This window comes from Terrabacter sp. 05T424, from assembly GCF_056396225.1.
Map to the genome: position 1 here is coordinate 35117 of NZ_JBFTLB010000009.1, position 20602 is coordinate 55718.

The window sequence follows — 20602 nt, forward strand, 5'->3', positions numbered from 1 at the left end:
TCATGACCCAGCACTCACCGGGCCCCTCAACGCTAGGCCGATCCAAGGGCGTCCGCTGCGTTTCTTGGTCAGGAGTCGGCAAGGACCGGTCTGGAGTGCGTCGGCACGTCGTAAGGAGGGCACAACCGTTGGCGGACAAACCCGGCATCCAGTGCAATTCGGCTCGCAGGTCGCGCTGCGCGCGTCAGTCCGACGCGGTGAGTGCCTGCTTCCACGACACCCGGCCCCGGGTCTGCAGGAGCGACCGTCGGTAGATCCGCTCGCTCAGCACGATGGTCGCCACCGAGAACCCGGCCATCAGGACCAGCGCCAGCGGCGGCTCCCACCAGGCGGCGTCACCGGCCAGGATGCGGCCCGGCATCGAGACGACCGAGGCGACCGGGATGAACGAGGCGACCTTGAGGGCGGTGCCACCGAGCCCGAAGCTCAGCACGTAGACGAGCATCAGGATGGTCGTCATCGGCGCCGTCGTCGACTGGAGGTCCTCGGTGCGGGAGGCGAGGGCGCCGGCCACCGCGAAGAGGCAGGCCAGGGCGAAGAACCCGACGGCGAAGAAGAGCACGAACCAGATGACGGCGGTCGACAGGGTCGGCAGCAGCTTGGCCATGTCGGTGAACGACACCGCGACGAGACCCACCCCGGCGAACAGGAGCACCTGCCCGAGCGCGATCACCGAGTTGCCCACGATCTTGCCGGCGAGCAGGGCGCGCAACGGGATGGCGGTCACGAGGATCTCGACGAGGCGCGACTGCTTCTCCTCGACGACGCTGGCCGCGATCTGCTGGCCGAACATCATCGCCGCCATGAAGAAGAGCAGGGCGAAGGCGAACGTGGCTCCCTTGACGAACCCGCCGTTGCCCTGCTGCCCGTCGAACTGGTTGGTGGCGAGCGTCGCCCCCCGCTCCAGGGCCGCGACGGTCGTGCCGGCCGCGGCCGCGTTGGTCGTGAGCGCGTCGGTGCGCACGGCGGTCTCGAGAGGGGTGAGGAGGGCCGAGTCGGCGTCGTCTGCCGACGTGAGCGTCCAACCGCCGGAGGGGTTCTGGTGCAGCCAGGCGTCGGCGTCGCCCGCCTCGACCAGCGTCCTCGCCGCGGCCTCGCCACTCACGGTTCGTGGCTGGATGACGACCTTGTCGTCGTCGGCCCGGGCTGACGTGGCCGCCTGCCCGACAAGACGCGTCGCCTCGCTGTCGGCGACGGCCACGGTCCACGTGGTCGTGCGGCCGGACTGCCACACCGAGAAGGCGCCGTAGCCGGCGATGAACACGAGCGTCACCAGGGTCGAGACGAGGAAGGCACGGTTGGTCAGCCGCACGACGATCTCGCGCAGCGCCACGATGAGCCAGGGACGCTCGGTGCGGGGCGAGTCGTGGCCTGCTCCGGTCCCGTGCACATCGGGCGCCGAGCGGTGCTGGGTCGTGGTCATGCCGTCACCTCACGGTAGATCTGGGCCAGGCTCGGCCGCTGGGGGGAGAACTCGTGCACGTCGCCGCGGCGCAGCGCCTCCTCGAGAAGCCGTCGCTCGGCTGCGGGCTCGACGACCTCGAGCAGCGCGGTGTGGCCCTCGACGTCGACGGCGTGGACGCCGGCGATGCCGCGCACCCACCCCGCATCGCCCGAGAGGACGAGCCGGTGCCGCAGCACCGAGTGGCTGCGCAGGTCGTCGGGCGTGCCCGCCGCGACCACCCGGCCGCGAGCCAGCACGACGAGGCGTTCGCAGAGGCGCTCGACGAGGTCGAGCTGGTGCGAGGAGAAGAGCACGGGCACACCGCGGGCGGTGTGCTCGCGCAGCAGGTCGGCCATGCTGTCGACCGCCGCCGGGTCCAGACCGCTGAACGGCTCGTCGAGCACGAGCGCCGAGGGTCGACCCATGAGGGCGGCGATGATCTGCACGCGCTGCTGGTTGCCCAGCGAGAGCTTCTCGACGTGGTCACGGGCCCGGTCGGCGAGCCCGAGGCGCTCGAGGTGGGCGGTGACCGAATGGCGGGCGGACCCGGCGCCCATCCCGCGCAGCCGCCCGAGGTAGACGAGCTGGTCGAGCACCGGCTGCTTGGGGTAGAGACCGCGCTCCTCGGGCATGTAGCCGAAGGAACGCCGGTCGAGCGCCGTGATGGGACGCCCGTCCCAGACCACCTCTCCACCGGAGGGGGAGAGCACGCCCATGACCATGCGCATCGTCGTGGTCTTGCCCGCGCCGTTGCCGCCGACGAAACCGGTGAGCAGGCCGGCCCCGACGGTGAAGCTGACGTCGTCGACGGCGCGCACGTCCCCGAAGCTCCGGGTCAGGTGACGCACCTCGATGTCTGCCGAGGCCACGCCCGCAACCGTGGATGTCGTTGTCGTGACTCGTTCCTCGTGGTCCCGTCGATCGCGCTGCATCATGACGACAACGCTAGTCACGGGGCCGTCACCGCCGGATCAGCCGGACGGTTGACCCTCCGGATCCCCCGGGAGGATGAGCCCCGCCTCGTAGGCCAGCACGACCGCCTGCACCCGGTCGCGCAGGTGGAGCTTGCTGAAGACGTTCGACAGGTGGGTCTTGACCGTGGCCTCGCCGACGAAGAGGCGCGCGGCGATCTCGGCGTTGGACAGGCCGCGGCCGACGAGGCCCAGCACCTCGAGCTCGCGCGGGGTGAGCGTGTCGAGCCGGTCAGCCACCGGGTGCCTGGCGCCAGCGGGCTGCGACGCTCCCGTGGCGTTCGATCGAGTAGCCCCAGCCCCTGCGGTCATCCGCGCGATGACCCGCCGGGTCACCTCCGGCGCCAGTAGCGCGTGGCCGTCGGCGACCGCGCGCACCGCCTCGACGAGGTGGTCGGCGTCGGCGTTCTTGAGCAGGAAGCCGCTCGCTCCCGCCGACAGGCCGGCGTAGACGTAGTCGTCGCGGTCGAACGTCGTGAGGATGACGACCTTCGCGAGGTCGTCGGCCACGATGTGGCGGGTCGCCTCGATGCCGTCCATCTCCGGCATCTGCACGTCCATGAGCACGATGTCCGGGCGCAGCTGCCGGGTCAACCGCACCGCCTCCGCGCCGTCGCTCGCCTCACCGACGACCTCGAGGTCGGGCTCGACCGAGAGAATGAGGGCGAAGCCCGAGCGGACCAGCTTCTGGTCGTCGACGAGCAGGATGCGGGTCACGACGGCTCCTCGGGCAGCGGCATACGCACTCGCACGCGGTAGCCGCCGGTGACGCGAGGCCCGATCTCGCTGACACCCCCGTGGGTCGAGAGCCGCTCGCGCACACCGAGCAGACCGAGCCCCGTGCCCGACGTGCCCGACCTCGGGCTGCCGGCGTCGAGCACCTCCACCTCGGCGTAGCCGTGGGCGAAGCCCGGTTCGGCCCGACGGTCGACGCGCACGAAAACCGTTGCGGCAGAGGCAGTCGAGTGTCGGCGTACGTTGGACAGCGCCTCCTGGACGGTGCGGTAGAGCGAGAGGCCGACCGGGTCGGGCACCGTCGCAATCGCACCCGGTGAGTCCTCGACGACGCGGCACTCGACGTCGAGACCCGCGGCCGCGGACTGCCCGGCGAGGAAGGGCACGTCGGCCAGCCGGGGCTCGGGCGCGCGGGCGCTCGCTTCCGCCTCGTCGTCACCCGAGCGCAGCGTCCCCAGCAGCCCGCGCATCTGCGACACGGCGTCACGCGAGGAGGTCTCGACCGACCGCAACGCGCCCTCGGCCGTCTCCGGGTCGCGACGAAGCACCCGGCGAGCCGCAGCGGCCTGGATGCCGATCACCGAGACGTGGTGGGCGACGACGTCGTGCAGCTCGCGTGCGATGCGGAGCCGCTCCTCGACGACGGCCCGGCGCTGCAGCTCGTCCGCCTGGACGGTGATGGTGCGCGCCTGCTCGGCGACACGGTCGCGCTGCAGAGCCGAGCGCCAGGCGAACTGACCCCCGACGATGGCCCCGCCGAAGTAGACCGAGTTGAGCACGGCGGAATAGATGACGTACGCGACGAGGGGCGAGAAGAGGCCCTGGCGGGGGAGGGGCTTGCCGTTGTCGGTGAGGAGCCCTTCGAGACCCGAGCCGACGGCGAACTGCCAGACGAGCCAGACCGTCATCGCGACGACGACCCCGGTGACCACGACGAGCATCGCCCGCCGGTCCCGCGCCCAGGCCACGCCGGTGAAGAGGGCGAGGAAGTAGACGACCTGCATCGAGATCGTCATCGCAACGGCAGTCAGGGTGAGTCCGACGACGAGGAAGTGCAGGGAGCAGACCGCCGCGACGACGAGCGGGTAGCGGCGGCGCCACACGAGCGGGAGGGTGCCCGCGACGACGGCGAGGTGCGGGAGGAACGCGGGGCCCGGGGGGTCTCCCAGACCGTCGAGGCTGCGGATGAGCTCGATGCCGAGCAGCCCCGACAGCATCAGCGCCAGGGCCACGGCCGTGTCGACGCGGCGCGTGCGTGCGGGGTCGGCCGGCACCCGCTCCCAGTCGGAGTCGACGCCGAACCACGTCGTCACCCGGGAGCGAAGGGTGCTCGTGCCGCCGTCCATGGGCACAGCCTAGGCAGCCGGCCGACATCGCCGGCTCCACCTGCCGGGGGATGGCCCGGAGGTCGAGCGGTAGCGTCGCCACATGGCCGTGAGCTCCTCCACCCTCGACGTCACGACGATGCGGTCCCGGCTCGACCGGCTGCGGGCGGAGGCGGACCGGGCGGGCGTCGCCTCCCTCGTCGTCGCCCCCGGCTCGGACCTGCGCTACCTCACGGGCGTCGGCGGCTCGTCGTTCGAGCGGCTCACCGCTCTCGTCGTGCCCACCGACGACGCCGTGGCTCCCGTCTTCGTCTCACCGGCCCTCGAGTACGCCGGCCTCCGGCACGTGCCGCTCGCCGACCTCGGCGTCGAGGTGCGCACCTGGGTCGACGGAGAGGACCCGTACGCCCTCGCGCTCGCGGGCGTGCCGACCGGACCGGTCGCCGTCAGCGACCTCTTTCCGGCACTGCACCTGCTGCGGCTGCGCGATGCCGGCGCGTCCGACCAGCAGCTGGCGGGTCCCGTACTGCGCGAGCTGCGGATGCGCAAGGACGATGCCGAGCTGACCGAGCTGCGGGCCGCCGGCGCCGCCATCGACCGGGTGCATGCGCGGGTCGGCGAGTGGCTCCGAGTGGGTCGCACCGAGGCCGAGGTGGCCGCCGACATCGCTGCCGCGATCGTCGAGGAGGGCCACGCCCTCGCCGAGTTCGTCATCGTCGGCTCGGGCCCGAACGGGGCGAGCCCGCACCACTCGGTCAGCGACCGGGTCGTCGAGCAGGGCGACCTCGTCGTCGTCGACATCGGCGGTCCGCTCGCGTCGGGCTACAACTCCGACAGCACGAGGACGTATGCCGTCGGGGCGCCTCGCGAGCCCGACGTCGCCGAGGCGTACGCCGCCTTGCAGGCCGCCCAGCAGGCGGCAGTCGATGCGGTGCGTCCGGGCGTGACGTGCCAGGACGTCGACCGGGCCGCGCGGGCGGTGCTCGCGGACGCCGGTCTCGCCGAGCACTTCATCCACCGCACCGGTCACGGCATCGGGCTCGACGTGCACGAGGAGCCCTACGTCGTCGAGGGCAACGACCTGCCGCTCGAGTCGGGAATGACGTTCAGCATCGAGCCGGGCGTCTACCTGACGGGCCGCTGGGGCGCGCGCATCGAGGACATCGTCGCCGTTACCGCCGACGGGGTCGAGCGGTTCAACACCCGCCCCACCGACCTCGTCACCCTCTGACCGACACCACCACCCCCTGCGTCGAGTGCCCACTTTCCGACGGACTGGCGCGTAGAAAAATGCGCACTCGATGGTTCGGGCGGGGCACCCTCCCCGTCGACTGCTCAGTTTCCGACGGCACCCTCCCCGTCGAGTGCTCAGTTTCCGACGGGGTCAGGAGTCGAAGCCGACGCCCATCCGATCCAGCGTCCTGAGCCACAGGTTGCGCCGTCCGGTGCGGTCCTCGGCAGCCAACGATGACCGCGTGGCTCGCACAGCGGCATACCGGATCGGCTCTGGTGGGAAGGGAATCGGCTTGCGACGCACCATGCCGAGACGGGTCAGCTCGGAGTCCTTGCCGTCGACGAGGTCGAGCGCGACCGCCGCGCCGAAGCGGGTCGAGGCGACGCCGAGCCCGGTGTATCCCACGGCGTACGCCATCCGCCCGCCGAGCGCGGTCCCGAAGACGGGCGTGAAGCGCGAAGTCGTGTCGATGACGCCCGCCCAGCGGTGGGTGAAACGGATGCCCTCCAGCTGCGGGAAGATGTCGAGGAAGTGGTCGGCGAGCAGTCCGTGCGAGGCGTCCGACTGCTCGAGGGCCGGGTCGATGCGTCCGGGGAAGTGGTAGTTGGCGTCGTAGCCGCCGAAGAGCACCCGGTTGTCGAGCGTCCTTCTGTAGTAGTGGAACTGGTTGCCGGCGTCGGTGAGGCCCTCGCGTCCCTCCCAGCCGATGGCGGCCAGCTGGTCCGGCGTGAGCGGCTCGGTCATGAGCACGTGGTCGTAGACGGGCAGCACCCACGCGCTGAAGCGGCGGAGCACTCCCTGCGAGGCGTTCGTGCCGATCACGACGCGCCCGGCGTGGATCGACCCGCCGTTGAGGCGCACCCGAACGCCGGGCCCTTCGGTGTCGAATCCCGTTGCGCGCGTGTGCTCGTGGATGCGGACGCCGAGCGACGAGGCCGCGCGGGCGAGCCCCCAGACCAGGCGTGCAGGGTCGACGAGGGCGACCTTGGGGTCGTACATGCCGGCGAGGTATCTCGGCGAGTCGACTCGCGCGCGGGCCTGGTCCGCGTCGAGCAGCTCGACGGGCACGCCGTGCGCGCGGTGGAGGTCGTAGGACTCGCGGACGGACGGCAGCTGGTGGTCGGTGAGCGCGAGCGTGAGCTCACCCGGCACGTGGAAGTCGGCGTCGACGGCATACGTCGAGAGCGTCTGCTGGATGCCCGCGAAGTTCTCGGCCGCCAGGCGGTCGAGGGTGGCCATCTCGTCGGGCCAGCAGGCCACGCCCTGGGCCAGTCCGTGCGTCAGTGACGGTGCCATGAACCCGCCGTTTCGACCTGACGCCCCGTCGGCCAGGCGCCCGGCCTCGACGACGACGACGTCGCGCGACGGGTCGGCCTCCTTGGCCTGGATCGCCGTCCACAGGCCGGTGAAGCCGCCCCCGACGACGAGCAGGTCGGTGCGCGGCGTGGCGCCGGTCAGCGCGGGCCGCGGGTCGGGTCGTTCCGGGCGGTCGGTCCAGAACGGCACGGGCCGGGCGTCGGAGAGGGCTGCCGCGGCGCGGGGCGAGAGCGGAGAAACAGGCATGACGAGACGGATTCGACCATGCTTGGCTGGTGGTGTGAACCCCTCTTCGTTCCAGAGCGATCCACCATCCAGTCCCGAGGCCGGTCCCGCCCTCGCGCCCGAGGACCTCTTGCGTGTCTTCCACGACCAGACGCGCGGCCCCATCCCGGTGGGCTCCTCCGAGCGGCCGGTCGAGCTCGACGGGCTGGTGCGCAAGCAGTACGACCTCGACCCCGCGGGCCATTTCGCGATGGTCGAGAGCCCCGACGGCCTGGGCGACGACCCCGACGCGGTCATCGCCCGGGTGCGCGACTTCTTCGCCGAGCGCGGCCAGCGCGTCGAGTGGAAGACGTACGACTACGACGGTCCCGCAGACCTCGGAGACCGTCTCCTCGCCGCCGGGTTCGTCCGCGAGGACGACGAGGCGCTCATCCTCGGCGAGGCGGCGCCCCTCGCCGCCCAGGCCATCGACCTGCCGGACGGCGTCGTCGTGCGAGCGGCCGACGGCTTCGAGGACTTCGTCCGGATGCGCACCATGTCCGAGACGGTCTGGGGCGAGGAGCACACCTGGGTCACCGAGTCGCTCTACCCCGACTGGGTGGCCCGGCCAGGGTCGATGGATGTCGTCGTCGTCGAGGAGTCGCGCGAAGGCCCGGTGCTGTGCGCGGCGCGGGGCGAGTACGACGCGAGCGGCTTCACCGGACTGTGGGGTGGCTCGACGCTGCCCGAGTGGCGCGGCCGTGGGCTCTACAGAGCGACCCTGCTGCACCGGGCCAAGCTGGGGCTCGACCGCGGCAAGGAGTACGTGCGCGTCGACGCGTCGCCCGACAGTGAGCCCATCCTGCGCCGGCTCGGCCTCCACCGGGTCGCGACGACGACGCCCTACGTCTTCGACCCCGGAGCCTGACTCCCTGTCAGACTTCTGAGGTGAGGCGGCGACGCAGGTGAGGGTCGTGACGCGGGTAGCCCAGGCGTCCCGGGCATCCCGGCGGTGCGCCGCCGCGGCCGCCATGGCCGCCGTGGGCCTGGCGGCCACGGTGCTCGGCGCCTGTACCCCCGAGGGCGCAGACGGGGATGCGGGAGGCGCCACGGCGTCCGTATCGGTCGTCGGTGGCTACGGCCCGCCCGCTTCGGCGGCCCCGCTTGCCGCCCCGCCTGCCGCCCAACCCGAGCCGAGCATGACCTTCATCGAGGCGGCGCCGCAGTGCGCCACGACGCGAGCCCTCACCGGGAAGGGCCGGGTGCCACTCGACGCCGTCTTCCCGGGGGCCGAGACGAGCGCCTTCTCCGACCCGAAGGAGGTCGTGCCGGGCGTCGATGCGGGCGACCGGGCCAGGTGCCCCGGCGAGCTGCCGCCCGAGCCGCTCTGCGACGGCCTCGTGCCGTGGACGGGCCTGCTCCCCGAGGAGTTCGTCGCGGCGAGCGGGGCGCGCCGGCTCGTCCAGGGCTACCTGCTCACGATGCCGAAGCAGGCAGGCAACCAGGCCCCGCCCGAGAGCTCGGCCGGCACCAAGGCCGTGACCTACGGCCTCGTCGACCTCGCGGCGGGCGACCCGGCAGGGCTCCTCGGCTACCTCGACGCCGGGTTCGCGGCCTGTGCGAAGGCGACGCCGAGCACGGTGGCCGGTGTCAACGCCCTCGTGGGGACCGTCCGTTCGGAGTACGGCGCCGGCACGGCCGAGGTCGTCCTGCTGCACGCCGGCACCCACGTCGTGTGGGCCAGCCTCGACGGCAGCGGATGGCAGGCCCGGGAGCAGCGGCGCGCCCTCGCGGTGCTGGCCGGACGCCTCCTCTGAGCGGACGCTCACCGGTGGGTGGGCACCCGTGGGCACGCGACGGCATACGTGGCAGGATTTCGGAGGATCGAAAACCCGCACAGCTCCCGACGCCAACCCAGCAGGAGACGCAATGCCCATCGCCACCCCCGAGGTGTATGCCGACATGCTCGACCGCGCGAAGGCCGGCTCCTTCGCGTACCCCGCCATCAACGTCTCGAGCTCGCAGACGCTCAACGCCGCGCTCAAGGGCTTCGCCGACGCCGGCTCTGACGGCATCATCCAGGTCTCGACCGGCGGCGCCGACTACCTGTCCGGCCCGAGCATCAAGAACATGGTGAGCGGCTCGCTCGCCTTCGCGGCCTACGCGCACGAGGTGGCCAAGAACTACCCCGTCAACATCGCGCTACACACCGACCACTGCCCCAAGGACAAGCTCGACGGCTTCGTGCGCCCCCTCCTCGCGGCGTCGACCGAGCGCGTCAAGGCCGGCGGCACGCCGTGGTTCCAGTCGCACATGTGGGACGGCTCGGCCGTGCCGCTCGACGAGAACCTGTCGATCGCGCAGGAGCTGCTCGCCCTGGCCAAGGCCGCGAACGTCATCCTCGAGATCGAGGTCGGCGTCGTGGGCGGCGAGGAGGACGGCGTCGAGGGCGCCATCGACGAGAAGCTCTACTCCACCCCCGAGGACGCCATCGCCACCGTCAAGGCCCTCGGCGCCGGTGAGAACGGCCGCTACCTGACGGCCCTCACCTTCGGCAACGTGCACGGCGTCTACAAGCCGGGCAACGTCAAGCTGCGTCCCGAGATCCTCCTGCAGGCGCAGCAGGCTGCCGCCAAGGAGCTCGGCCTGTCCGACGACGCACGCCCCTTCGACCTCGTCTTCCACGGCGGCTCCGGCTCGCTTCCCGAGGAGATCTCGGCCGCCGTCGACAACGGCGTCATCAAGATGAACGTCGACACCGACACCCAGTACGCCTTCACCCGCCGCATCGCCGACTGGATGATCTCCGGCTACGCCGGCGTGCTCAAGGTCGACGGCGAGGTCGGCAACAAGAAGCAGTACGACCCGCGCGCCTGGGGCAAGGCGGCCGAGGAGGCCATGGCGGTGCGCATCGTCGAGGCCTGCACCGCGCTGCGCTCGGCGGGCACGCACCAGTGAGCGACAACCTCCTGGGCATCCCCGAGACGCGGCTCGCCGTCGACCCGGCCGCCGAGAACCTCGTGGCCGGCGTCGACCCCGTGCAGGTGGCCGCGGCCTACCCCGCGAGCTCGCTCGCGTGGGCGGTCCTCGCCGAGGACGCGCTCGCCGACGGTGACCGCGACGTCGAGGCGTACGCGTACGCCCGCACCGGCTACCACCGCGCCCTCGACAGCCTGCGCAAGTCCGGCTGGCGGGGGCAGGGGCCCGTGCCCTGGTCGCACGAGCCCAACCGCGGCTTCCTCCGGGCGCTCGCGGCGCTCGCCCGGGCTGCTCGCGCCATCGGCGAGAGCGACGAGGAGGCCCGCTGCACGCAGTTCCTGCGCGACAGCTCGGCCGAGGCCGCGCGCGAGCTCGGTCTCTGAGGCCCGGCTCCGCCACCGCATGACGCTCTTCTGCTCCGACGTCGACGGCACGCTGCTCGACCACCGTCGCACCCTCTCCGACCGCACCGTCGCCGCCATCCGGGCGGTGCGGTCGGAGGGGCACGCGTTCGTGCTGTGCAGCTCGCGCATGCCGGGGTCCCTCGAGGGGCTCGAGCGGCTCTGCGGCGTCGAGCCGACCCCGCTCATCGCGTACAACGGGGGGCTCGTGCTGCGGGCCGACCGCTCCGTCGTCACCGACGTGGCCATCACGCCCGACGACGCCAAGGTTGCGTATGCCGTCTGCTCGCGTCTCGGACTTCACGCGAGCTTCTTCGCCGGTGACGACTGGTACGCCTGGGGACCCGACGAATGGACCGAGCGCGAGGCCACGATCACGGCGGTCGACCCGAGCGAGACCTCGGCGCACGCGTACGTCGGTTCCGGTCGCGTCGACGAGCAGCCCCCGCACAAGGTGATGGCCATGGGCGACCCCGCGCTCGTCGACGAGCTCGAGGCTGCTGTCGCGGGGCGGCCAGGGCTCGTGGCCTACCGGTCGAAGCCGACCTACCTCGAGATCGCGAGCTCCTCGTGCTCCAAGGGCGACGGACTGCGTGCCCTCGCTGCCGAGCTCGGGGTCGACCTCTCAGACACGGTGTTCTTCGGCGACAACCACAACGACGTCTCGGCCTTCGCCGTGGCCGGCACCGCGGTGGCCGTGTCCAACGCGGTCGAGCCCGCGCTCGACGCCGCTTCGGTGGTCACGGGGCACCACCGCGAGGACGGCGTCGCCGAGTACCTCGAGGACTGGCTCACCACCCACTGACCCAGGCCGGTGGCCGCCCCCGGTCAGGTCCGGTACGCGTTCGGTCCGTTCGTGAGCGCTCGGTGCGTCTGCACGTGGTGCACCACTCACGCAGGGACCGCGCGCACACGAGGAGACGCGCCGCGTCCACATCCCCCGTCCAGGGACCACGCCCCGTCCACAGCCATTCGCCCGGGGATGGTCCGTCGGCGAGCGCCGCAGCAGAGTCGGCCCATGGACCCCGCTCTCATCGCCCACCACGACGTGTTCCCGGCCGCCCGCGCGGTGGCGCTGGGCCTGACCCGCGCCGACCTACGCCGGCTCCTGCGCGAGCGGCGGATCGTCCGGCTGCACCGCGGCTGGTACGCGACCCGCCAGCCGCGCGACGCCGCTGACCTGCACCGCCTGCGCGTCGAGGCGCTGCTCGCCGAGTACGACGGGCGTGCGGTCGCGACCGACGCGTCGGCCCTGCTGCGCCTCGGGATCGCGACGTGGCGACCGGACCTGCAGCGCGTCCACCTCGCGCTGACCGACCCCGACCTCACCCGGCACCGCAAGCCCGACCTCGTCGTCCACCCGCACCGACCGGCGGCACCGTTGCTCGCGCCACGAGCCGCGGCAGGGACCGTGCACCCGGCGGTCGCCATCGCCTCCGCCGGGCTCCGGGACCCGCGGTCCTTCCTCGTCCCCGCCGACGATGCGCTGAGGCGAGGTCTGGTCACCCGGGCCGAGCTCGACGCCGCCGTGGACGCGCTCGGGCGTCGACACGGCGCAGCCGGGGTGCGAGCGGTGCGCGACTGGTGCAACACCCGACACGAGTCCCCGGGCGAGACGCTGCTCGCGCACGTGCTGCGGCTGGCCGGGCACGACCTCGAGCCGCAGTTCGTCGTGCCCGGCACCGGCGGGTGGACGCGAGGAGGCCAGGGGTACCGCGCCGACCTGCGCCTGCGCGGGACCCGTGTGCTCGTCGAGTTCGACGGGCGGGTGAAGTACGACGACCGGCAGGCTCTCTGGGAGGAGAAGCTGCGCGAGGACCGGATCCGCTCGCTGGGATGGGTCGTCGTGCGCGTCACCATGGCAGACCTGCGCGACCCGGCCGCCATCCGGGCCCGCATCGACGCCGCGCTGGCGCTCGTCGCCGCGTGAGCGAAAGGCCAGCCGGCCCAGTTCGGGGCCGCCCTCGCCCTCGCGGCTGCGTGGCCGGAAGGTCTGACCGGACGCGATCCAGGCAGTCGGGACGTGATGCACCGCCCACCGAGTGGCACAAGGTGACGGACAGGGCCTACGGCCAGGCGGACGGCGTCCGGGGCACGCGTCACGAACCGATAACCTTGCGGTTGGCCAGGACCACAACCGGAAGGCGGACTGATGCCCGCGATCGTGCTCGTCGGAGCCCAGTGGGGTGACGAAGGCAAGGGCAAGGCGACCGACCTGCTCGGCAGCAGCGTCGACTACGTCGTCAAGTTCAACGGCGGCAACAACGCCGGCCACACCGTCGTCATCGAGAAGGACGGCAAGCGCGAGAAGTACGCGCTGCACCTGCTGCCCTCCGGCATCCTCAGCCCGAACTGCGTGCCGGTCATCGGCAACGGCGTCGTCATCGACCTGTCGGTGCTCTTCGAGGAGCTCGACGGGCTCGACGCGCGCGGCGTCGACACGAGCAAGCTGCTCGTCAGCGCCAACGCGCACGTCATCCCCAGCTACAACCGCACCATCGACAAGGTGACCGAGCGCTTCCTCGGCAAGCGGCGCATCGGCACGACCGGCCGCGGCATCGGCCCGACCTACGCCGACAAGATGAACCGCATCGGCATCCGCATCCAGGACCTCTACGACGAGAAGATCCTGCGCCAGAAGGTCGAGGCGTCCCTCGAGTTCAAGAACCAGGTGCTCGCGAAGATCTACAACACCCGCGCCTCCGCGGTCGACGAGGTCGTCGAGGAGCTGCTCTCGTATGCCGCCCGGCTCGCTCCCATGGTCGCCGACACCAGCCTCGTGCTGAGCCAGGCCCTCGACCGGGGCGACACGGTGCTCTTCGAGGCGGGGCAGGCGACCCTGCTCGACGTCGACCACGGCACCTACCCCTACGTGACCTCGAGCAACGCCGTCGCCGCCGGCGCCTGCACCGGCTCGGGTGTGCCCCCGACCCGCATCGACTCGGTCATCGCGATCCTCAAGGCCTACACGACCCGCGTCGGCGAGGGCCCGTTCCCGACCGAGCTGCACGACGACAACGGCGAGTTCCTGCGCAAGACCGGCGCCGAGTACGGCACGACCACCGGTCGCCCGCGCCGTTGCGGCTGGATGGACACCGTCGTCGGCCGCTACGCGACGCGCATCAACGGCGTCACCGACTTCGTCATCACCAAGCTCGACGTGCTGACCGGCCTCGACAAGGTCCCGGTCTGCGTCGCCTACGACGTGGGCGGCGTGCGCCACGACGAGATGCCCGTCAACCAGACCGACTTCCACCACGCGACGCCGATCTACGAGGAGCTCGACGGCTGGTGGGAGGACATCACCGAGTGCCGCTCCTTCGACGAGCTGCCCGCCAACGCCCAGGCCTACGTGCTGCGCGTCGAGCAGCTCATCGGTGCGCGCGTGTCGGCCATCGGCGTCGGTCCGGGCCGCGACGAGATCATCGAGCGCTTCCCGCTCAAGCCCGCCGTCGCGTCCTGAGCGCGGCCGCCCGACGGGGCGGACGGCATACGTAATCGCTTGTAACTGAAGGAAACCCATGACTGAAACGGTCGCCCCACTCGACTGGGTCACGCGCCTGGCTGACGACGTCATCGCCGAGGCGCAGGAGCGCAACCCCGGCGAGACCATCGTCTGCGCGTCGGGCATCAGCCCGTCGGGACCCATCCACCTCGGCAACTTCCGTGAGCTCATCACGCCGCACCTCGTCGCCGACGAGATCAAGCGCCGGGGCATCGCGTGCGAGCACATCCTCAGCTGGGACGACTTCGACCGCTTCCGTCGGGTGCCGAAGAACCTTGCAGGAGTGGACGACTCGTGGGAGCAGTACATCGGTATGCCGCTGACCGCGGTGCCCGCGCCCGCTGGCTCACCGCACGCGAGCTGGGCCGACCACTTCAAGGCGCCCCTGCTCGAGGCCATGGCCGCGACGGGCATCGAGGTGCGCCAGATCAGCCAGACCGAGCAGTACCGCGCCGGCGTCTACCGCGACCAGGTGCTGCTCGCGATGCGTGAGCGCTTCGCCATCGACAAGGTTCTCGACCAGTACCGCACGCTCGAGGCAGTCGAGGCCGCGCGCCAGAAGGCTTCCGGCAAGGGCACGCCCGGGAAGCCCGGCAAGGGCGGTGGCAAGGAGCCGAAGCTCACCGAGGAGCAGGCGGCAGCCGCGACCGAGGCCGAGCGCGGCTCCGGCGCCGCGAGCGAGGACGACGGCAGCGAGGGCAAGGCCGGCTACTACCCCTACAAGCCGTTCTGCTCATCGTGCGGCACCGACTTCACGACCGTCACCGCCTACGACGACGACACCCACGCGCTGACCTACGAGTGCACCAAGTGCGGCCACACCGAGACCGTCGACCTGAACACGTTCACCAACGGCAAGCTCGTGTGGAAGGTCGACTGGCCGATGCGCTGGGGCCACGAGCACGTGATGTTCGAGCCGTCCGGCGTCGACCACCAGAGCCCGGGCAGCAGCTTCGTCGTCGGCAAGGACCTCGCGCCGATCTTCGGCTGGGAGCGCCCCGTCGGCCCGATGTACGCGTTCGTCGGCATCGCGGGCATGGCGAAGATGAGCTCGAGCAAGGGCGGTGTCCCCATTCCCACCGACGCGCTGGAGGTCATGGAGGCGCCGGTGCTGCGCTGGATCTATGCGCGTCGCCGGCCCAACCAGAGCTTCGACGTCGCTTTCGGGCCCGAGCTGCAGCGTCTCTACGACGAGTGGGATGCCTTGAACCGCAAAGTCGCCGACGGTTCGGCCCAGGCCGGCGACCTCGCCGCGCACCTCCGGGCGACGTCCACGGCGTCAGCTCCCCTGCCTGCCACGCCCCGCCCGATGCCGTTCCGCACCATCGCGTCGGTCATCGACGTCACGCAGGGCGACGAGGAGCAGGCAGTCCGCATCCTGTCGGACCTCGACCCCGACAACCCCGTCGCCTCGACCGACGACCTGCGCCCGCGGCTCGACTGCGCGGAGCGGTGGATGCTCGGCTACGTCCCGGCCGAGGACCGCACCATCGTGCGCGAGAGCCCCGACGCCGAGCTGCTCGGCAGCCTCGACGAGCAGCAGCGGGAGTCGCTGCGCCTGCTTGCCGCCGGCCTCGACGACCACTGGTCGCTCGACGGGCTGACCCACCTCGCGTACGGCGTGCCGAAGATCCAGCGAGGCATCGACCCCGAGGCCAAGGTCAAGGACCCCGAGCTGTCGGCGGCCCAGCGCGCTTTCTTCGTGCTCGTCTACCGGCTGCTCGTCGGCAAGGACACGGGCCCGCGCCTGCCCACGCTCCTGCTCGCCGTCGGCGCCGACCGGGTACGCACCCTCATCGGCCACTGATCCCCGTCGGGAACTGAGCACTCGACGGAGACGTCTCGTCGAGTGCCCACTTCCCGACGCCCGTCCCGACGTCGAGTGCCCACTTCCCGACGCCCGTCCCGACGTCGAGTGCCCACTTCCCGACGCCCGTCCCGACGTCGAGTGCCCACTTCCCGACGTGGGGAAGTGGGCACTCGATCGTGGGGTGCGTGGGTCAGTTGACGCCGACTCCCGACCAGGCGGCCGCGGTGGCGTTGTACTGCGTGCTACCGGCGCCGTAGAGGTCCTTCGCTGCCGAGAGCATGCCGGTGCGGGCGCCGGCGTAGTTCGTCGACGAGGTCCAGTACGTCGTCAGAGCGCGGTACCAGATCGCGGCAGCGGCGTCATGGCCGATGCCGGTGAGGGTGGCGCCGTTGCAGGCGGTGCTCGAGTGCGTGACCCCACCGATGACCTTCGACCCCGTGCCCTCCGACAGGAGGTAGAACAGGTGGTTGCCGACACCGGAGGAGTAGTGGACGTCGAGTGATCCGACGCGCTTGCTCCAGCAGTCCGCGGACGCGCCGTCCTTGCTCGGCTTGTCCATCCACCGCAGCGGCGTGCCTGAGGTGTTGATCTTCTCGCCGATCAGGTAGTCGCCCTGGTCTGCGGCGTTCGCCGCGTAGAACTCGACCATCGTGCCGAAGACGTCCGAGGTCGACTCGTTGAGACCACCCGACTCACGCGAGTAGGTGAGTCCGGCCGTCGCGGAGGTGACGCCGTGGGTCATCTCGTGACCGGCGACGTCGAGCGACACGAGCGGGGTGTAGCTGCCGCTGCCGTCGCCGTAGCGCATACAGAAGCACGTGTCGGACCACGAGGCGTTGACCCAGCCGGAGCCGACGTGCACCAGGCTCCTGGCCGCGACGCCGTTGTTCTTGATGCCGTTGCGGCCGAAGACGTTCTTGTAGAAGTCCCACGTCTTCGCCACACCGAAGGCGGCGTCGACGGCCGCGGTCTGCCGGTTCGAGTTGGAGCCGGTGCCCCAGGCGTTGTCGGCGTCGGTGTAGAGCGTGCCGGTCGTCGTCGTGGTCGCCGCGTTGTTGGCGTCTTCGGTGCGGGCTCCGCCGCGGGTGCCGTCGATGAGCTGGAACGAGCCGCCCGAGGGGGTCGCTTCGACCGGGACGGTGCCGAGATAGAGGCTCTGCCCGCTGCCCGTGTCGGTCTGCTCCGTCGCCCAGCCGTCGACGACGTTGCCCGAGCGGGCGTCCACGAAGACGACCTTGCCGGCGCCCTCGTGGTGCGCACCGAGGCCGTCGACCTGGGTCTTCCAGACGAGGCGCGCGGGGCCGTTGATCGCGTAGACGGCGAGGGTCGGCGTGGACGTGTTCACGGTGAAGTCGGCGGTGCGGGCAGCCGTCTGCGCCGCGGATGCCGCTGCCACGGTCGGCGTGGTCGACGCGACACGCACTGCGGTAGATGCCGCGTTGACGCCCTTCCAGCCGCCGGCCTTGTCGGTGTGGACGACGAGGTCGCCTCCGACGACGGGCAGGCCCTTGAACGTGCGGTCGAAGCGGGCGTGGGTGGTGCCGTCTGCGTCGGTCGTGACGCTCTTGCTCTGGAGCACCTGGTCGTCGTCGAGACCGAAGGCGTTCCCGTGGGCCCGGGCGGCCGCCACGGCCCGCTGGAGACCCACGCTGCCGGCCCCGGCGGGCTGACCTGCTGCTTGCGCGCCGCTCGTCGCGACGCCGGCGAGGGCGGTGGCGACGATCGCGGCGGTGGCGACCGTCGTCGTGATGAAGCTCTTCTTCAAGGCGTTCTCCTGGCTACCGATGTACCCCCGAGGGTGGTCGGATGACCTGCCGCAACAGTGGTCGGTGGCCGGTGCTCGCACCAGCCGGGAGGAGCAATGTTTGCCAGTGCTTGAAGGAGATTTTGTCGAACGAGAGGGCATCTCCCAGACAATTCTCAGCGAAGCCGCGAGTGTACGAGTGGATCGGCTGTTCGGGCCGGAGTCGCACCGATGACAGCTGAGGATGGGCCGTAGGAGCGGCGGGCGCGCAGCGCGAAGGAGCGCGAAGGAGCGCGAACATGGTGCGGGCGAGGGGCGAGATGCAGGGGGGTTGCATCTCGTCCCTCGCCCGGTGCGTCGTCCACATTGGGGGGCGGGACTTCGCCGTGCGCCAAGGGTCTCAGGGGGGAGGAGACGGCGGGGAGGGTAGGTTCGCTCGCCTTGGCGGTAGACCAATCATCCCTCTCGGCGCGGGCGCAGTCGACGGTTCGTGGAATCCTTGAACAACTCTTTACCTACCGAAGACCAGCCCAAAACGACGCATCCCTCGCATGGAGGACCGGCCGCCCCGCCGCTCAGGAGAGCACGGTCATCCGGTGTGCCGCGCGGGTCAGCGCGACGTAGAGCACGCGTACGCCGCCGGGTGACTCACGGGTGATCTCGGCGGGGTCGACGACGACCGTGGCGTCGTACTCGAGGCCCTTCGTCGACATCGGGTCGACCACCTGCACCCGCCCCTCCGGCTCGGCGATCGAGGCCAGCGCCGCGGCGTGCCGGGCCGGGGCGATGACCGCGATCGCGCCCTCGACCTGGCCGAGCAGCTCGTCGACGGCGGCCCGGGTGGCCGCACGTGGGTCTGCCCCTAGGGGGGCCTCGACGGGCTCCACCCCGGTCTCGCGCACAGCCTGCGGGATGTCGGCGTCGGGCACCTCCCGGCGCACGACCTCGGCTGCGTAGTCGAAGATCTCCCGGGCGTTGCGGTAGTTCGTGTCCATGTGGAAGAGCTGGCGGCCCTGGGTGCCGAAGGCCTCCTCGCGGGCCGCGCCGGCCTCTGCGGCGTCGGGCCAGGAAGCCTGGGCGGCGTCGCCCACGACGGTCCACGACGCGTAGCGGCCACGACGGCCGATCATCCGCCACTGCATCGGCGAGAGGTCCTGCGCCTCGTCGACGAGCACGTGGGCGTACTCCTCGGGCCGACCGACCCGGCCGGCGAGCAGCCGCTCACGGGGCTCGGTGCGGACGACGGGTGCCCCCTCGTCGCGGGCGGCGCTCCGGACCGGCTGCACCTCCGTGACGCCGTACTGGCTGAGGTCGTCGAGCTCCTCGATCTCGTAGAAGCCGCGCTCCTCCTTGGGGGCCTCCTGGACCGCGCCGAGGCGCGCAGCGACGTCGTCGATGAGGGCGACGTCGGCGACCGACCACGAGCCGACCTCGAGGGCCAGGCGGAACGACGCGGCCAGAGCCTCGATCTCGTTGTCGCGCAGGCTGCCCCGGGCGTGCCGGCGCACGAGCGCGGGGTCGCCGAGCCACAGGAGCACCTCGCGCGGGTCGACCTGCGGCCACCACGCCTCCATGAACGATTCGACGTCGAGGTGGTCCTCCCACTTGTCGAGGAACTCGGCCTTGGCGTCACGGTCGCCCGTGATCCCGAGCGATGACCAGGCCGCCTCGCCGAGCGCGGCCTGGGCCGCCACCGTGGCGGTGTTGCGCTGGTGCTGGCGCAGCACCTGCGCGCGCACGCGGTCGAGGTCACGCGCCTCGAGGCGCACGGGCCTTCCCGCCACCATGGCGCGCAGCTCGGTCGGCGACTCGGGCACGCGGCCGCGGGCAGCAGCGCTGAGCAGGCTGCGGATGCGTGTCGACCCCTTGATGCGTGCGACGTCGGGTGGGTCGAGGCGCTCGGTGTCGACGACGTCGAGCACGTCGCCGAGGGCGCGCAGCACGACGCTCTCCTCACCGAGCGACGGGAGCACCCGCTCGATGTAGGCCGTGTAGGCGCCGGAGGGGCCGACGACGAGGATGCCGCCGGACTCGAACCGCCGGCGGTCGGAGTAGAGCAGGTAGGCCGCGCGGTGCAGGGCCACGACGGTCTTGCCGGTGCCGGGGCCGCCGGTGATCTCGGTGACGCCGCGTGCGCTCGCGCGGATCGCCTCGTCCTGGTGGGCCTGGATGGTCGCGACGATGTCGCGCATGCGCTCGCCACGGCTCCGGGTCAGGGCGGCCATCAGCGCGCCGTCGCCGACGATCACGAGGTCGTCGGGGGCCTCGGGTACCATCAGGTCGTCCTCGACGCCGATGACCGTCGTGCCGCGGCTGCGCAGGACGCGACGGCGAAGCACGCCCATCGGCTGGGCCGGGGTGGCCCGGTAGAACGCCGAGGCGGCGGGTGCGCGCCAGTCGATGACGAGAGGCTCGTAGTCGTCGTCACGCACTCCGAGGCGTCCGATGTAACGGATCTCGCGGTCCTCGCCGGAACCGCTCGCGGAGCCCGTGGCCGAAGCCTCCCGAGCGTGCCCGTTGCCGGACGCGTCGACCGGCGTCGCTGCGCGCAGCATCGCGTGGTCGATGTCGAGGCGGCCGAAGACGAGGCCTTCGTACTGGGTGTCGAGGGCCGAGCGCCGCTTGGCGGCGTGGAACATCAGGGCATCGCGCTCGAACAGCCCGGCACCCTCGGCGTCGCCGATCTCGACCTGCCGGCCGAACTGGCTGCGGGCCAGGCCCTCGGCCTGCACGACGTCAGCACGCACGCCGGCCTTCTCGAGCTCCTCGTGCACACGGTCGACGTGCGCCTGCTCGACGGCGATCTCGCGGGCGAGCTCGTCGGGGATGCTCTTGGTCGACACCTGCGAGACGCCGCGGGATCCGGGCGCGCTGCTCCGCTGGGACGATGCGTTCGAAGTGCTCACTGACATCCAAGGGCTCTGAGGGGCGCC

General features: G+C 71.7%; 16 protein-coding genes. 9 read left to right on the forward strand and 7 right to left on the reverse strand.

Annotation, left to right across the window (positions count from 1 at the left end):
- Window positions 1-184: 184 nt before the first annotated feature.
- From AC1DE0_RS17590 to AC1DE0_RS17605, 4 genes are all read right to left on the reverse strand, one after another.
- Window positions 185-1423 (reverse strand): ABC transporter permease, encoded by a 1239-nt coding sequence (locus AC1DE0_RS17590; protein WP_478103102.1) that lies wholly within the window; start codon window positions 1421-1423, stop codon window positions 185-187.
- Window positions 1420-2313, reverse strand: coding sequence for an ABC transporter ATP-binding protein (locus AC1DE0_RS17595; RefSeq protein ID WP_478103106.1), 894 nt, complete (start codon window positions 2311-2313; stop codon window positions 1420-1422). Before AC1DE0_RS17595 ends, AC1DE0_RS17590 begins: the two co-directional genes overlap by 4 nt.
- A gap of 102 nt (window positions 2314-2415) precedes the next feature.
- Complete coding sequence (locus AC1DE0_RS17600; RefSeq protein WP_478103110.1) at window positions 2416-3132, reverse strand: response regulator; 717 nt, start codon at window positions 3130-3132, stop codon at window positions 2416-2418.
- A complete protein-coding gene (locus AC1DE0_RS17605; RefSeq protein WP_478103113.1) occupies window positions 3129-4496 on the reverse strand; it encodes a sensor histidine kinase in 1368 nt (455 codons plus the stop codon). The genes AC1DE0_RS17600 and AC1DE0_RS17605 overlap by 4 nt, the downstream gene beginning before the upstream one ends.
- Before the next feature lie 82 nt (window positions 4497-4578).
- Here AC1DE0_RS17605 and AC1DE0_RS17610 point away from each other — a divergent pair, with 82 nt between their 5' ends.
- Window positions 4579-5706, forward strand: a complete 1128-nt coding sequence (locus tag AC1DE0_RS17610; protein WP_478103116.1) for a M24 family metallopeptidase — start codon at window positions 4579-4581, stop codon at window positions 5704-5706.
- A gap of 153 nt (window positions 5707-5859) precedes the next feature.
- Here AC1DE0_RS17610 and AC1DE0_RS17615 read toward each other — a convergent pair whose 3' ends face one another.
- Window positions 5860-7272 carry an NAD(P)/FAD-dependent oxidoreductase gene (locus tag AC1DE0_RS17615; RefSeq protein WP_478103119.1) on the reverse strand — a complete coding sequence of 471 codons (1413 nt, stop codon included), beginning with the start codon at window positions 7270-7272 and terminating at the stop codon, window positions 5860-5862.
- 34 nt (window positions 7273-7306) lie between these two features.
- Here AC1DE0_RS17615 and AC1DE0_RS17620 point away from each other — a divergent pair, with 34 nt between their 5' ends.
- From AC1DE0_RS17620 to lysS, 8 genes are all read left to right on the forward strand, one after another.
- Window positions 7307-8158 (forward strand): GNAT family N-acetyltransferase, encoded by an 852-nt coding sequence (locus AC1DE0_RS17620; RefSeq protein ID WP_478103121.1) that lies wholly within the window; start codon window positions 7307-7309, stop codon window positions 8156-8158.
- A gap of 46 nt (window positions 8159-8204) precedes the next feature.
- The gene (locus tag AC1DE0_RS17625) at window positions 8205-9047 is read left to right on the forward strand and encodes a hypothetical protein (protein ID WP_478103125.1); all 843 of its coding nucleotides are present in this window, start codon (window positions 8205-8207) and stop codon (window positions 9045-9047) included.
- Window positions 9048-9159: 112 nt separating this feature from the next.
- Window positions 9160-10188 (forward strand): class II fructose-bisphosphate aldolase, encoded by a 1029-nt coding sequence (gene fbaA / locus AC1DE0_RS17630; protein WP_478103129.1) that lies wholly within the window; start codon window positions 9160-9162, stop codon window positions 10186-10188.
- Entirely contained in the window at window positions 10185-10592 is a 408-nt protein-coding gene (locus AC1DE0_RS17635; protein ID WP_478103130.1) for a DUF3151 domain-containing protein, read from the forward strand. Before fbaA ends, AC1DE0_RS17635 begins: the two co-directional genes overlap by 4 nt.
- 19 nt (window positions 10593-10611) lie before the next feature.
- Window positions 10612-11415: a Cof-type HAD-IIB family hydrolase gene (locus AC1DE0_RS17640; protein WP_478103135.1), complete on the forward strand. Its 804-nt coding sequence runs from the start codon at window positions 10612-10614 to the stop codon at window positions 11413-11415.
- 213 nt (window positions 11416-11628) lie between these two features.
- Window positions 11629-12540 (forward strand): hypothetical protein, encoded by a 912-nt coding sequence (locus tag AC1DE0_RS17645; protein ID WP_478103139.1) that lies wholly within the window; start codon window positions 11629-11631, stop codon window positions 12538-12540.
- A 222-nt stretch (window positions 12541-12762) separates the two neighbouring features.
- Entirely contained in the window at window positions 12763-14073 is a 1311-nt protein-coding gene (locus AC1DE0_RS17650) for an adenylosuccinate synthase (protein ID WP_478103144.1), read from the forward strand.
- Window positions 14074-14131: 58 nt separating this feature from the next.
- Window positions 14132-15922: a lysine--tRNA ligase gene (lysS, locus tag AC1DE0_RS17655; RefSeq protein ID WP_478103150.1), complete on the forward strand. Its 1791-nt coding sequence runs from the start codon at window positions 14132-14134 to the stop codon at window positions 15920-15922.
- Between the two features lie 193 nt (window positions 15923-16115).
- On the opposite strand, the gene AC1DE0_RS17660 is transcribed toward lysS, so the two are convergent.
- Together AC1DE0_RS17660 and AC1DE0_RS17665 are read right to left on the reverse strand one after the other, a co-directional pair.
- Window positions 16116-17690 carry a M4 family metallopeptidase gene (locus AC1DE0_RS17660; protein WP_478103153.1) on the reverse strand — a complete coding sequence of 525 codons (1575 nt, stop codon included), beginning with the start codon at window positions 17688-17690 and terminating at the stop codon, window positions 16116-16118.
- 554 nt (window positions 17691-18244) lie between these two features.
- Window positions 18245-20581 carry a HelD family protein gene (locus AC1DE0_RS17665; RefSeq protein ID WP_478103155.1) on the reverse strand — a complete coding sequence of 779 codons (2337 nt, stop codon included), beginning with the start codon at window positions 20579-20581 and terminating at the stop codon, window positions 18245-18247.
- Between the last annotated feature and the right edge of the window lie 21 nt (window positions 20582-20602).